Origin of the sequence: Streptomyces sp. AC550_RSS872 (genome assembly GCF_019049285.1) — a bacterium.
Taxonomy (GTDB): domain Bacteria; phylum Actinomycetota; class Actinomycetes; order Streptomycetales; family Streptomycetaceae; genus Streptomyces.
Genome location: NZ_JAGMUL010000060.1, coordinates 16,878 through 30,393 on the forward strand (window position 1 = coordinate 16,878; position 13,516 = coordinate 30,393).

11 protein-coding genes and 1 pseudogene are annotated in these 13,516 nt (G+C 70.8%); 6 read left to right on the top strand and 6 right to left on the bottom strand.

Translation table 11 applies throughout. The features are described from left to right. Window positions 1-82 precede the first annotated feature (82 nt). The gene (locus KUM44_RS24310) at window positions 83-865 is read right to left on the bottom strand and encodes a TSUP family transporter (RefSeq protein ID WP_217211033.1); all 783 of its coding nucleotides are present in this window, start codon (window positions 863-865) and stop codon (window positions 83-85) included. A gap of 203 nt (window positions 866-1,068) precedes the next feature. On the opposite strand from KUM44_RS24310, the gene KUM44_RS24315 reads away from it, so the two are divergent. The 4 genes and pseudogenes from KUM44_RS24315 to KUM44_RS24330 form a co-directional block, all read left to right on the top strand. Next, window positions 1,069-2,280 (top strand): NAD(P)/FAD-dependent oxidoreductase, encoded by a 1,212-nt coding sequence (locus KUM44_RS24315; protein WP_217211034.1) that lies wholly within the window; start codon window positions 1,069-1,071, stop codon window positions 2,278-2,280. Further along, on the top strand, window positions 2,280-4,886 hold the full coding sequence (nirB, locus tag KUM44_RS24320) for a nitrite reductase large subunit NirB (RefSeq protein WP_217211035.1): 2,607 nt from the start codon (window positions 2,280-2,282) through the stop codon (window positions 4,884-4,886). The genes KUM44_RS24315 and nirB overlap by 1 nt, the downstream gene beginning before the upstream one ends. Next, entirely contained in the window at window positions 4,883-5,233 is a 351-nt protein-coding gene (nirD, locus tag KUM44_RS24325; protein ID WP_217211036.1) for a nitrite reductase small subunit NirD, read from the top strand. The genes nirB and nirD overlap by 4 nt, the downstream gene beginning before the upstream one ends. Window positions 5,234-5,945: 712 nt before the next feature. Then, a pseudogene (locus KUM44_RS24330) lies at window positions 5,946-6,335 on the top strand (glycosyltransferase); the annotation flags it as partial. Here the strand turns inward: KUM44_RS24330 and KUM44_RS24335 are convergent. From KUM44_RS24335 to KUM44_RS24355, 5 genes are all read right to left on the bottom strand, one after another. Beyond that, window positions 6,317-6,502, bottom strand: coding sequence for a hypothetical protein (locus KUM44_RS24335; RefSeq protein ID WP_217211037.1), 186 nt, complete (start codon window positions 6,500-6,502; stop codon window positions 6,317-6,319). The pseudogene KUM44_RS24330 and the gene KUM44_RS24335 sit on opposite strands and share 19 nt — an antisense overlap. A 14-nt stretch (window positions 6,503-6,516) precedes the next feature. Beyond that, window positions 6,517-7,284 (bottom strand): hypothetical protein, encoded by a 768-nt coding sequence (locus KUM44_RS24340; protein ID WP_217211039.1) that lies wholly within the window; start codon window positions 7,282-7,284, stop codon window positions 6,517-6,519. Between the two features lie 616 nt (window positions 7,285-7,900). After that, window positions 7,901-8,434 carry a chloramphenicol phosphotransferase CPT gene (gene cpt / locus KUM44_RS24345; protein WP_217211041.1) on the bottom strand — a complete coding sequence of 178 codons (534 nt, stop codon included), beginning with the start codon at window positions 8,432-8,434 and terminating at the stop codon, window positions 7,901-7,903. 52 nt (window positions 8,435-8,486) lie between these two features. Beyond that, window positions 8,487-10,214 (bottom strand): SulP family inorganic anion transporter, encoded by a 1,728-nt coding sequence (locus KUM44_RS24350; RefSeq protein WP_217211043.1) that lies wholly within the window; start codon window positions 10,212-10,214, stop codon window positions 8,487-8,489. Then, window positions 10,211-10,816, bottom strand: coding sequence for a carbonic anhydrase (locus KUM44_RS24355; RefSeq protein ID WP_217211045.1), 606 nt, complete (start codon window positions 10,814-10,816; stop codon window positions 10,211-10,213). Before KUM44_RS24355 ends, KUM44_RS24350 begins: the two co-directional genes overlap by 4 nt. A 192-nt stretch (window positions 10,817-11,008) precedes the next feature. On the opposite strand from KUM44_RS24355, the gene KUM44_RS24360 reads away from it, so the two are divergent. Continuing rightward, a complete protein-coding gene (locus tag KUM44_RS24360) occupies window positions 11,009-11,842 on the top strand; it encodes a response regulator transcription factor (protein WP_217211047.1) in 834 nt (277 codons plus the stop codon). Further along, window positions 11,839-13,323 carry a HAMP domain-containing sensor histidine kinase gene (locus KUM44_RS24365; protein ID WP_217211049.1) on the top strand — a complete coding sequence of 495 codons (1,485 nt, stop codon included), beginning with the start codon at window positions 11,839-11,841 and terminating at the stop codon, window positions 13,321-13,323. The genes KUM44_RS24360 and KUM44_RS24365 overlap by 4 nt, the downstream gene beginning before the upstream one ends. Window positions 13,324-13,516: the final 193 nt, after the last annotated feature.

Consider the following 13,516-nt stretch of genomic DNA (forward strand, 5'->3'; position numbering starts at 1 on the left):
CCGAAGCCGAAGCCGAAGCCGAAGCCGAAGCCGAAGCCGAAGCCGAAGCCGAAGCCGAAGCCGAAGCCGAAGCCGACAGAACCTAGGCCACCCACTGCTCGTACGCCAGCTTCGCCACCAGTGCGAACACCACCGTCAGCAGTACCACCCGGACGAATCCGCTCCCCTTCTTCAGCGCCGTGCGCGCCCCCAGCATGCCGCCCGCCAGGTTGAACACAGCCATCACCACGGCCAGCTGCCACAGGACCGTGCCCTGCCAGGCGAAGGTGGCGAGCGCTCCGGCGTTGGTGCAGCAGTTGACGATCTTGGCGGTGGCGGAGGCGGTGACGAGATCGAGGTGGAGGACGGCGGTGAGGGCGAGGACCAGGAAGGTGCCGGTGCCGGGGCCGATCAGGCCGTCGTAGAAGCCGATGCCCAAGCCGGCCAGGCCGATCGCGGCGAGGACGCGGCGCGGGGAGGCCGGGCCGGTCGCCGGGGCGGTGCCGAAGGCGGGGCGCAGGATGACGAAGGCGGCGACGGCGAGCAGCACCACCATGATCACGGGCTTCAGCACCTCGGTGCTCATGCCGGCCGCGAAGAAGGCGCCGCCGGAGGAGCCCGCGAGCGCCGCGAGGCCGATGCGCACGGCGAGCCGCACGTCCACGGGTGCCTTGCGGGCGTACGTCACGGCGGCGCCGGTCGTGCCTACGATCGCGACCGCCTTGTTGGTGCCGAGCGCGTAGGCGGCGGGGGTGTTCGCGGGGAGTCCGAGCAGCAGGGCCGGGAGCAGCAGGAGGCCGCCGCCTCCGACCACGGCGTCGATCCAGCCGGCCACCAGGGCCGCGAGGCACAGGACGACGACCATGGTCAGCGATATGTCGGGCATGATCGCGACCCTAGGCAGCGGATGCGTGTGCCGTCCATGTACATGAGGAGTATCTGAGGTTCGGCCGCGCCCGGCCTCACAGCCCGCCCGCACCGTGCCCGCCGAACCCTCACACCCGCCCCTCGCGCCCGCTGAGGGCAGCGTTCCTCACGGGAAACAGATGCGATGCGGTCGGGAAACACCGGCACCGCACGCTCGATGCCATGACCTCGAATACGCGTGTGGTGGTGATCGGCGCCGGCCTCGCGGGCGTACGACTCGCCCGGCGGCTCGGCGAGCTCGGCACGCCCGTGACGCTCGTCGGCGACGAGGAGCACCGCCCGTACAACCGGGTGCTGCTCGCCGAGGTGCTGGCCGGCCGGTACAGCCCCGAGGTGATCGCCCTCCCGGCGCCCGCGGAGCTGACGCGCGGCCGGGTCACCGGCATCGACCGCGAGATGCGAGCCGTACATCTCGCGGACGGGTCGGAGATCGCATACGACACACTGGTGCTGGCCACCGGCTCGAACCCGGTACTGCCGCCGCTGCGCGGCCTGTTCACGCCCGACCACGAGCTGCCGGAGGGCGTCCACGCCTTCCGCACCATGGACGACTGCCTGGGCCTGTCCAAGGCAGTCCGGCCGGGCGTGCGGGCGGTCGTGATCGGCGGCGGGCTCCTCGGGGTCTCCGCGGCCCGCGCGCTCGCGCTGCGCGGCGCGCAGGTCGTGCTCGCCCAGCAGGGCGAGCGGCTCATGGAGCGCCAGCTCGACCCGAGCGCCTCGAAGCTCGTGCAGCGGCATCTGAAGGACCTCGGCGTCGAGATCCACACCGAGTGCCGCGTGCGGGACGTGCGCTGCGTCGGCGGCGCGGTCCGCTCGGTGGAGATGGCCGACGGATACGCCCTCGACGCCGACCTCGTCGTCCTGGCCTGCGGTGTCCACCCGCGCGCGGGCCTCGCCAAGGACGCGGGGCTCGCCGTCCACAAGGGCGTCCTCGTCGACGACGAGCTGCGTACGTCCGACCCGCACATCCGGGCGATCGGCGACTGCGCGCAGCACGACGGCACGGTGTACGGGCTGGCCGCGCCCGCGCTCGAACAGGCCGATGCGCTGGCCGAGTTGCTCGCCGGGGACGGCGCCGCCCGCTACACCGGCACCCGCGCGCTGACCCGGCTGACGCTGGCCGGTGAGGGCTTCTTCGACCTCGCCGCGTTCGGCGAGACCGAGCCGCGTCCCGGGGACGACGTCGTCCAGCTCACGGACGCCACCCGCGGCACCTACCGCAAGGTCGTCGTCCGCGACGACCGCCTGGTCGGCGGGGTTCTCGTCGGCGAACTCGGCACGGTCGGCGCGCTCGCCCGCGCCTGGGAGGGAGCAGAGCCGCTCCCCGACGACGGCCCGCTGCTCCACCTGCTCACCAACGATGGAGGCTCCTGATGACCGCCACCCCGGAGGCCACGGAGGCCACCCCCACGATCGTGCTCGTCGGCCACGGCATGGTCGGCCAGCGCTTCCTCGAAGCGCTCGCCGCGCGCGGCCTGACCGCCACGCACCGCGTGGTCGTGCTGTGCGAGGAGCCGCGTCCGGCGTACGACCGCGTCGCCCTCACCTCGTACTTCTCGGGCAAGACGCCCGAGGACCTCTCCATGACGGACATGGAGTTCATCAAGGACCACGGCATCGAGCTGTACATCGGTGACCCGGCCGTCTCCGTCGACCGCGAGGCGAGGAAGGTCACCGCCCGGTCCGGCGAGGTCTTCGAGTACGGCACCCTCGTCCTCGCCACCGGCTCCTACCCCTTCGTACCGCCGGTCCCGAACAAGGACGCCACCGGCTGTTTCGTCTACCGCACGATCGAGGACCTCCTCGCGATCGAGGAGTACGCGAAGACGAAGGCCACGACCGGTGCCGTGGTCGGCGGCGGTCTGCTCGGCCTGGAGGCGGCCGGTGCGCTGAAGGGCCTGGGCGTCGAGGCGCACATCGTGGAGTTCGCGCCGCGTCTGATGCCGGTGCAGGTCGACGACGGCGGCGGCGCCGCGCTGCTGCGCACCATCGAGGACATGGGCCTGAGCGTCCACACGGGCGTCGGCACGCAGGAGATCGTGGTCGACGCCGAAGGCGCCGTCACCGGCATGAAGCTGTCCGACGGCTCCGAACTCGCCACCGACATGGTGGTGTTCAGCGCCGGTGTCCGCCCCCGCGACCAGCTGGCCCGCGACTGCGGGCTGACGGTCGGCGAGCGCGGCGGCATCACCGTCGACGAGCAGTGCCGTACGGTCGCCGACCCGCACGTCTTCGCGATCGGCGAGTGCGCGCTGGCCTCCGACGGCCGGGTGTACGGCCTGGTGGCCCCGGGTTACGAGCAGGCCGAGACGGCCGCCGCGACCATCGCGCAGGACGAGGCGGAGTTCACCGGCGCCGACCTCTCCACCAAGCTGAAGCTGCTCGGCGTGGACGTGGCGTCCTTCGGTGACGCGCACGGCACCGCCGAGGACTGCCTGGACGTCGTCTACTCCGACTCCCGTGCGGGCCTGTACAAGAAGCTGGTCATCGGCCGCGACGGCACGCTGCTCGGCGGCATCCTGGTCGGCGACGCGGAGGCGTACGGCACGCTGAAGGCGTTCACCGGCTCGGTCCCGCCGGTCTCCCCCGAGTCTCTGGTCCTGCCGGCCGGCGCCGGTGCGCCCGCCCAGCTCGGCCCGTCCGCGCTGCCGGACGAGGCGATCATCTGCTCCTGCAACAACGTCACCAAGGGCACGATCCGCGGCGCGGTCACGGACCACCGGTGCACCACCGTGCCCGAGGTGAAGAAGTGCACCAAGGCCGGTACGACCTGCGGCAGTTGCGTCAAGGTCCTCGGCCAGCTGGTCACCGCCGAGCTGGAGGCGTCCGGCGTCGAGGTCGACAAGGGCCTGTGCGGCTGCTTCTCGCAGACCCGCGAGGAGCTGTACGAGATCGTCCTCGCCCTGCGCATCAACACCTACCAGGACCTCCTGGACCGTTACGGCCGTGACGGCGCCAAGGGCGGCGACGGCTGCGAGATCTGCAAGCCGGCGGTCGGCTCGATCATCGCCTCCCTCGCCCCGACCATCGGCGCGAGCGGCTACGTCCTGGACGGCGAGCAGGCCTCCCTCCAGGACTCCAACGACCACTTCCTGGCCAACCTCCAGAAGAACGGCTCGTACTCGGTCGTCCCGCGCATCCCCGGCGGTGAGATCACCCCCGAGGGCCTCATCGTGATCGGTGAGATCGCCCGCGACTTCGGTCTCTACACGAAGATCACCGGCGGCCAGCGGATCGACATGTTCGGCGCGCGGGTCGAGCAACTCCCCCTCATCTGGACCCGGTTGGTGGACGCCGGCTTCGAGTCCGGCCACGCCTACGGCAAGTCGCTGCGCACGGTGAAGTCCTGCGTCGGCCAGACCTGGTGCCGCTACGGCGTCCAGGACTCGGTCCGCATGGCGATCGACCTGGAGCTGCGCTACCGGGGCCTGCGCTCCCCGCACAAGCTCAAGTCGGCGGTGTCGGGCTGCGCCCGCGAGTGCGCCGAGGCCCAGTCGAAGGACTTCGGCGTCATCGCCACTTCGGCCGGCTGGAACCTGTACGTCGGCGGCAACGGCGGCGCGACCCCGCGCCACGCGGACCTGCTCGCCCAGGACCTGTCCGACGCCGAACTGATCAGGCTGATCGACCGTTTCCTGATGTTCTACATCCGCACCGCCGACCGCCTGGAGCGCACCTCGACCTGGCTGGAGCGGATCCCCGGCGGCCTGGACCACGTCCGCGACGTCGTCGTGGAGGACTCCCTCGGCATCTGCGAGGAGCTGGAGTCCCTGATGGCGGCCCACGTGGCGCACTACGCCGACGAGTGGGCGACCACCATCAACGACCCCGAGAAGCTCGCCCGGTTCGTGTCCTTCGTGAACGCCCCCGACACCCCCGACCCGGTCGTCGGCTTCGTCCCCGAGCGCGACCAGATCAAGCCCGACCTGCCGCTGCTGACCATCGGCCACCGCCCCCTGGAAGGAAGCGCCCAGCGATGACCCTGGCACCCGAGACGACCGACCTGAAGATCGAACTCCAACTGGAGAACGGCTGGTTCACGGTCTGCGAACTGTCCCGGCTGCTCCCCGGCCGCGGCGTGGCGGCCCTGCTGCCCGACGGCCGTCAGGCCGCCCTGTTCCGCGACCGCTCCGGCAAGCTGTACGCCATCGACAACCGCGACCCGTTCGGCGGCGCGGCAGTCCTCTCCCGCGGCCTGACCGGCACCCACCAGGGCCGCCCGTTCGTCGCCTCGCCCCTGCTGAAGCAGCGCTTCGACCTGGAGACCGGGGTGTGCCTGGACGACGAGTCGGTGCGGGTGGCGACGTACGAGGTGCGGGTCGCGTAAGCGGACTTCTTGACGGCCTACGTGATCAACAGCGCGCTCGCCCGGCTCGATGCCCTCCCAAACCCCGGCCGACCAGCAGCGTCCCGTTGGCGGAAATCTCCGCCCTGAACGACCGGAGAGGGTCCGTCAGCAAGCTGACGGACCCTCATGCAAGACCGAGGTCAGGAAGGAATCCAGGTCCACAGGTAATAGATAACGCCGTGGTCAGTGACCTGGCGCTCACACTTCCATCCGTAACCGGAGTTACTGGTGTAGGACCGTCCCCTCGCCTCGCATTTCGCCAGCGTGGAGTGACTGCTCTCGATTCCCCAGGTGACCGCTGCGGGGCCGTAGCTCTGGTGTGCGGCCGCGGCAGTACTGCTGGGCTCTGACTGCGCGATGGCCGGAGACGCTATGCCCATCGCTCCCACCGCGGCCAGCATGAGCACGGACGCCACATGTCGCACCTTCACGGTGTCCCGCCGTACAGGCGTCATGTGCACTCCCCTTTCTTGTGTCGTTCATGTCCGCTTCCAGGTACGTGCACCGTCAGCATGGAGAACGCCCACTGCTCTGCGTACCTATAACCTTCAAGGGTCGGAACCACCGATCCGGGCTATGGCGGGGTGCGCAGTTGAGGCCGACCAGCGGGCGGCCCAACGGCCACTCGTCTGAAGGCGCGCCGGCTGCACGGAAGTCAATACGGCTGTAGGCCGGCTGGAAGCCCTCCGCCCTGGTGGCCCGCTACTACCTGACCGGGTTCGTCGGCAGCGAGCTGCCCGATGTGCTGGCTCTGGCCGATGTGGTGATCTCCCGCAGCGGTGCCGGGACGATCGCCGAACTGACCGCACTGGGCAAGGCCGCGGTGTTCATCCCTCTGGCGTCGTCGGCCGGTAACGAGCAGGCGCACAACGCCCGTCATTTGCAGGACGCCGGTGCCGCCGTCGCCCTGTTGGGCGAGGTGTCACCGGCGAGCCTGGAGGCAGCTGTCGGTCCGCTGCTGACCGACGGCGGACGGCGCGCCAGTGTCGCCGAGCGGGCACGTGCTCACGGCCGCCCCGACGCGGCGGACCGGCTGGTCGATGCGATCCTGTCGGCCGCGGGTCAGCCGTCCGGACGCTGAAGGTGGCGGGCGGCGCCCGCGACGATCGTGTCGATGCAGCCGTGGAAGGCGCTGTCCGGCTGCCCGAACGGGTCGGGTACGTCGCGGTCGCCCAGGTAGAGCACGAGTCGGCCGACCGTGTGCGCGTCGGCCGACTCGTGCGACGCCGCCAGGTTCGAGGCGTCCATGGCCAGGAATGCGGCTAGATGCTTGATCCGCCGCCGGAGGTGTTGTTCCACCAGGCGCTGTAGGAGTTCAGCGAGTACCGCTTCTGTACGCCGCTGGTCGAGGTGATCTCGAGGCCGAACTGCATCGTGTCGAAGGTCGTGTTGCGCAGGAGGTTCTGCGACGCGGCCCATCGCCAGACCGCCGCGGCGTCGATGGTGCCGGTGTTGCTCTGCTGGGCGGGGATGAACTGGAGGACGTTCCAGCCGGGATCGGCCTGCCAGACCGACGCGTACCGGACGCCGCCGATGGTCACGTTGGACGCGACCTGCCTTCCCCAGCCGCCCAGCGGTCCCGGGGTCCAGCTGGTGAAGACCATGATCTCGTCCTGGTTGTTGGTGGACCAGAGGTCGGCCGTCCAGCCCCAGTTGTCACCGCCGGCGGCGGGAGCCGACGACGTGTTGTACCAGAAGCCCGCCGAGTTCAACTGCGACAGCGGCGTCTGGGGCCGGACCGAGGTGTTCGAGTAGGACTTGATCCCGCCGCCGGAGTGGTTCGCATCGATGTACCAGGACTTGATGCTGTCGACGGTCAGGCACTGCCTGCCGTGGTTGTCGCCCCATAGGTTGTTGTGGATCGTCCAGGTGCCCTGGGTGTACTGACCGTACCGCTCGCAGGTGGAGTACACCGCTGCCTGCGCCGGAGACGCGAAGCTCAGGAATCCGGCGATCACGGCGACGATCAGGGCCAGCCGACCGAACCCGGCCGACTTGCCGCTTATGGATTTACGGGCTTGCCATCTCATGTGTCCCTCCAAGGACGGCGATGGGTGGTTCTTCCGGCCCCCCCGGTCTGGTGGCGGACTCTGGCGCCGCGAGGTGTCGCTCGCCGGCGAGTCCTGGCTCGGGACGGCGCGACTCAGCTCCGTCCGAGGTGCTTGCGCAGCTGGCCGACCGATCGGCTCCGTAAGCGAGGCGGCCGAGACGGTCGATCAGCTGACGTGTTGACACCTTCGCTCCGTTCGCATGCGGTGCTGCTCGCGATGGTGGGTGGCTCGTGTCGTCGAGGTGGCGCGCTCAAGAACTGCGGGAACGGTGCTCGGTCCCCTTACTTCCAAGCACCGGGCTTGCCAGACGCAGGCGCTGAAGTGTCGAAGCGCTTGCGTCTGCGGGGACAGTAATGATGGGGTCTTTGAACAGCAAGACTCTGCGCAGGCGGACACATTTCTTTCACCTGCGGACGCCATCGTCGAATCGCTTCGAATGACATCGGCCGCGTCCGCCACCTGGCCTTCACGGAACCGCGACTGGCCCTGGTGGATGTGGCGGAAGGTGCCGAGGCAGGTGCCGGGGCAGGTGCCGATGTGACGGGTGAAGAACTTCCCGAAGTCGGTGGGGTCGGGAAAACCCAGACGGCGGACCTCAGCCGACCCGTGCGGCGATGGCCCGAGCGCACTCCAGGGACTCGGTGTGCGTGGTGTCGACCTCCAGGTCGTAGACCACGCCCTCGTGCACCATGTCCGCCTGCAATGCGGCCATTCCCGGGGCCCGGTCCCCGCGCGCGATCTCACGGCCCGCCGCGACCGCGCTCTCGCACCTGACGCCGACCCACAGCACGTCCAGGTCGCCGAGATGCCGCCGCCACCGCCGCTGGGTCGCCGCCGCGCCGAGGAAGACGTCGTCGACAACGACCCTGGAGCCCGCGCGGACCATCGCCACGACGCCCTCCGCCCAGGCCGCCTGAAGCTCCATGAAGTCCGCCCCGACGCTCACCCCGCCGTCCGCGGCGAACGTGATCCCCGCGTCCGACGCCTGCATCCTCGCGGGCAGCGCCTCGACGAACGAGTCGCACCCGAACGTCAGCCACGGCTCCGGCAGTACGGCCTGGAGACACCGCACGATCCCCGACTTCCCCGAGCTGGAACCGCCGTTGAGGATGATCATCCGCGTGGTCATCACGTCACAGTAGGGCGCCGCCCACATGGAGCGAAGCGATTTTCGGCGCCGCTCAGCCCACGAGCGGTGGGCGCTGCGCGTAGCCGGTGGCGTCGGTCGGCAGTGGCCGGGTGTCCAGGTAGAACCACTCGGCGTCCGGGCCGGGAGCGGACGGTGCGGCCGTCGGGGGCGGTGCCGGCATCGGTGCTGGTGTCGGCTCCGGCTCGGTCGTCGTGGGAGCCGGCTTCGCCGGGCCCGGCATCAGCAGCTCCACCCGCAGGCCCAGCCCCCGCTGCTGTGCCGTGAACTCCTCCACCTGGTTGCGGCAGGCGTGGTCCAGATGGGTGATGCCGGTCAGGTCGAGGCGGATGCGGGGCCTGCCCGAGGCCGCGGCGGCTTCCAGTGCCTCGATGACCTGGGGCAGCCGGAGGAACGTCGCGTTGCCGGCCATGACGACCTTCGCGGTGTCGTCCTCGACGTGCTGCCGGATCACCGTATGCGACATGCGCAGGGCGGCCAGCACGATCCCGGCGGCCAGTCCGATGAGGACCCCCTCCAGCAGCGCCGTCGCCACGATGACCACGGTCGTCACCGTCATCACCACGAACTCGCCCCGGTCCTGCCGCCACATCTTCGGGAACTCCTCCGGTGCGAACAGCTTCCAGCCGCTGTGCACGAGGACGCCCGCGAGCACCGAGATCGGGATCAGGGCCAGGACCTGCGGCAGCAGCAGCGCGAAGGCCAGCAGCCACAGGCCGTGCAGGGTGCGGGAGATACGGGTCTTCGCGCCGGCCTGGACGTTCGCCGAGCTGCGCGCCACGACCGCCGTGACGGGGAGGGCGCCGAGGACGCCCGCGACCGTGTTTCCGGCGCCCTGGGCGATGAGTTCGGTGTTGTAGCGGGTGCGTGGGCCGCTGTGCATACGGTCCACGGCGGCCGCGGTGAACAGGCTCTCCGCCGAGGCGATCACCGTGAAGGTGAGGATGGAGGTGAGGATCGCGGGCTGCGCGAGACCCGCGAACTGCTCGGCCCCCGGCACCTGCACCGACGCCAGCAGATTGCCGACCTGGAGCGTCTTCACGTCCACGCCGGGCAGTGCGGCGACCGCGATGCCGATGCCGACCGCGACCAGCGCGGCCGGGATCTTCTTCGCCGGGCCCGGCACCTTCTTCCACACGAAGCTCAGCACGATCGTGGCGACGCCGAGCAGCGTGGCGATCATCGCCTGGGGGTTGGTCAGGATGCCGGCGAACAGGCCCGGGATGCCGGCCATGTTCTCGATCGGCGTGCCGGGCGCCTTGGCGTCGGCCATCGGGTAGGCCTGGCTGAACATCAGCGGCAGCCCGATGCCGGCCAGCATGCCCTGGACCACGGCGAGGGAGATCGCCTGGAACATCCGCCCGAGGCGCACCACCCCGAGCACGATCTGGAGGATGCCCGAGAACAGCACGATCACACCGAGCATCGCCACGCCGTGCTCCAGCACCGTCTCCGCGACCAGCGCGGCGAGCCCGGCGGCCGGCCCGCTGACCTGGAGCGTACTGCCCCGGACCGCGCCGACGACCAGACCGCCGATCACCCCGGAGATGATGCCGAGTTCGGCGGGGACACCGGAGGCGACGGCCACGCCGATGCACAGGGGCAGGGCGACCAGGAAGACGACGAGGGAGGCGGTGATCTCGCCCGCCAGGTCGAGCTTCGCACCCCCGGCCTTCGGCACCTCGGCGGCGCCACCCCCACCCCTCGGCGCGCTCACCTTCGTACGCCCGGGACCCCTACCGCGCGCATGCGCCCCGCTCATCCGGTATGCACCCGGAACAGCCCGTCGCCCTCCAGCTCGTGCACCTGCCCGGTGTCGACCTCGTAGTACCAGCCGTGCAGCCGCAGCCGCCCGCCGTCCAGCCGCTGCCGCACCACCGGGTAGCTCCGCAGTACGGCAAGCTGGTTGACGACATTGCCCTGGGCCACGTCGGGCAGCGACGGGTCGTCGGACGCGGCGTCGAGGACCGGCGCCAGTTCGGGACGGGCCAGCCGCAGCCAGGCGTCCACGCCCGGGAGCGCGGACAGGTCGTCGCCCGCCTTCAGCGCGCCCATCGCACCGCAGTGTGAGTGACCGCACACGACGATGTCCTGAACCCCGAGCACCTCCAGCGCGTACTCGATGGTGGCGGCCTCCCCGGACACGCCGGGGCTGCCGTACGGCGGCACGATATTGCCCGCGTTGCGCAGCTCGAATATCTCTCCGGGCCGGGCGCCGGTAATCAGGGCGGGAATCACCCGCGAGTCCGAGCAGGTAATGAAGAGTGCTTCGGGATATTGCCCCTCGGCCAGTTTCCGGTATTCACCGCTCTCGAAATCGACCCGACGCTTGAACGAGCGGGCACGGTCCAGCAGCGCCTTCAACGATGCCTCCTCGATGGGGAGTTCGGCCAGTTGACAGCACCGTAGAGGAGCGCGCGCCAGCGGAAGGTTAAGCAAAGGCCAGAGCACGTCCAGTAATTGGACATTCTTTGTCGCAATGCCCTGCAAGCGCTTGTCTCTTGTAGCGTGTCGACGTCAGGGCAGAGAATGCAAATTCACGGAGAGACAGGACGCATGGGCATACGAGTGCTGCTCATCGAGGACGACGAGACGATCGCCGAACCGCTCGCCGAGGGCCTCGGGCACTTCGGACTGACGGTGGATCATGTGACCACCGGCGCCGAGGGACTGAGAAGACCGTACGGTGATGTCGTCCTGCTCGACCTCGGGTTGCCGGACATGGACGGCATCGACGTCTGCCGCGGCATCCGGCGGGTCTCGGACGTGCCGGTCATCATCCTGAGTGCGCGGGGTGAGGAGGCCGACCGGGTGCTGGGGCTGGAGCTGGGCGCGGACGACTATCTGGCGAAGCCGTTCAGCGTACGGGAGTTGGTGGCGCGGGTGCGGGCGGTGACCCGGCGGACCCAGCGCACGGAGGCGGTGGTGGCGGAGCTGGGCACGGCACCGCTTCCGTCGTTCGAGACGATGACGCCGCCCCTGTCGTACGAGGCGACGACACCGCCGGCCTACGACGCCCTGCCGCCGTCGCCGTCCCCGGCGTACGACGAACCCGCGCCCCAGCCCACGTACACCGCACCCGGCCCCCTCGTCGTGGACCGCCGCACCCGTCAGGTCTGGGTCGGCGAGATCCCCGTCACGCTCACCCCGAAGGAGTTCGAGCTGCTGGCGCTGCTCACCGAGGACCCCGGCGCGGTCTACTCCCGGCAGCAGATCCTGGACCGGGTGTGGGACCCGCACTACGAGGGGCCGACGAAGACACTGGACGTCCATGTCGCCGCGCTGCGGCGGAAGTTGGGGCACCCGGGGTGGATCCAGACCTTGCGCGGGGTCGGGTTCCGGCTGGCGGTGCAGAGCGAGCCGGGCGGGCCGCAGGTGTCCTCGCCGTGACCCGCCGGCTGCTGCTCAGCTATCTCTCGCTCGCCGCGCTCGTGCTGCTCTGTCTGGAGGTCCCGCTGGGCTTCGTGTACTCGCGCAGTGAGCGGGAGCGGGTGGTGAGCGCGGCGAAGGACGAGGCCGAGTCGGTCTCCGCGTACGCCTCGCTGTCGCTCAGCACGGGCCGGGCCGAACGGGATCTGGCGCGCCGGGTGGCGCACTGCGCCGAGCGGATCGGCGGGAAGGTGGTCGTCGTGGACGCCTCGGGCGCCCTGCTCGCCACCTCGCATCCGCTGGCCGCCATCATGTCGTCGAACCTCGCCTCCCGCCCGGGCATCGCGGCCGCGCTGCGGGGCACCTCCACGGTGGACGTCCGTACGTCGACCATCGGCGGCGTCGAGTACCTGTCGGTCGCCGGGCCGGTCCAGCGCGACGGGCGGCTCCAGGGTGCCGTATGGCTGACGTTGCCGACGCAGACGGTGCACGAACGCGTCCATCATGTCTGGCTGTTGCTGGCACTCGGCGGGCTCGGGGTGCTCACGGCGGTGGCCGTGGTCGGGTTCGCCATCGCCTGCTGGGCCGGGCGGCCGATCCGTGAACTGGAGCGCGCCACCCATGAGTTGGCGGAGGGCGGCCGGGCCAGGCCGGTGACGATGACGAAGGGGCCGCCCGAGGTCCGCCGGCTGGCCACCGCGTTCAACCGTACGGCGGCCCGGCTCGCCCATCTCCTCGCCGCACAGCGCGCGTTCGCGGGCGAGGCCTCCCACCAGCTGAAGACGCCGCTCGCGGCGCTGCGGCTGAGGCTGGAGAACCTGGAGCCGAACGTCTCCGACCGGGGCCTGGGCAGTCTCACGGCCGCCGTGACGGAGACCGACCGGCTCGCACGGATGGTGGAAGGGCTCCTGGCCATGGCCCGCCTGGAGGAGGACTCCGCGACGCCCGCGCCGGTCGACGTGGGCGCGATCTGCGCCGAACGGCACCGCACCTGGTTGCCCCTCTTCGAGCGGCAGCGGGTCTCCCTGGTGCTGTTCGCGGGCAGTGTCGGGCCGGTCCTCGCGGTCCCCGGCGGGGTCGAGCAGATCGTGGACAACCTGCTCTCCAACGCCCTGCGCGCCTCCCCGCCCGACAGCACCGTGACCATGGAACTACGGCTCCACGTCCCCGCCCGGCGCGCCCTGCGCGACGCCCGCCCCGCCTGGGTCGACCTGCACATCACCGACGAGGGCCCCGGCATGACCGCGGACCAGCGCGCCCGGGCCTTCGACCGCTTCTGGCGCGCCCCGACCGCTCCCAAGGGCGGCACGGGCCTGGGCCTGTCCCTGGTCCAGCGCCTCACGCACGCGAGCGGCGGCGAGGCGAGCCTGCGGGCCTCGGCCGCGGGCGGCGTGGACGCGGTGATCCGCCTGCCGTCGGCGGAACCGCCGCGCGAGGGGCACGGCCCGGGCCACGACAAGCCCGGGCAGCGGAAGCGGGCGGTGCCGGCCTTGCGCGCGTGAGCGCGCCCGGGTGACGGCACTCGGGGGAGCGGACGCGGACGGTGTCACTCCGGGGAGCGCACGGGGGTATCTGCACTCCGGGGAGCGCACGCGAGGGGCACTCACCTGAGCACTCATGGTCAGCGCACAGGCAGCACCCAGGCACGCCGTCCGACGGCCATGCGTTGGCCACGGTCCGTCCACCATCCGCCCC

Coding starts and splice junctions, on each gene's coding strand:
- cpt (WP_217211041.1), bottom strand. CDS start 8,434: ATGACCACGCGGATGATCATCCTCAACGGCGGTTCCAGCTCGGGGAAG.
- nirB (WP_217211035.1), top strand. CDS start 2,280: ATGACCGCCACCCCGGAGGCCACGGAGGCCACCCCCACGATCGTGCTC.
- KUM44_RS24340 (WP_217211039.1), bottom strand. CDS start 7,284: ATGAGATGGCAAGCCCGTAAATCCATAAGCGGCAAGTCGGCCGGGTTC.
- KUM44_RS24350 (WP_217211043.1), bottom strand. CDS start 10,214: ATGAGCGGGGCGCATGCGCGCGGTAGGGGTCCCGGGCGTACGAAGGTG.
- KUM44_RS24360 (WP_217211047.1), top strand. CDS start 11,009: ATGGGCATACGAGTGCTGCTCATCGAGGACGACGAGACGATCGCCGAA.
- KUM44_RS24310 (WP_217211033.1), bottom strand. CDS start 865: ATGCCCGACATATCGCTGACCATGGTCGTCGTCCTGTGCCTCGCGGCC.
- KUM44_RS24315 (WP_217211034.1), top strand. CDS start 1,069: ATGACCTCGAATACGCGTGTGGTGGTGATCGGCGCCGGCCTCGCGGGC.
- nirD (WP_217211036.1), top strand. CDS start 4,883: ATGACCCTGGCACCCGAGACGACCGACCTGAAGATCGAACTCCAACTG.
- KUM44_RS24335 (WP_217211037.1), bottom strand. CDS start 6,502: ATGGACGCCTCGAACCTGGCGGCGTCGCACGAGTCGGCCGACGCGCAC.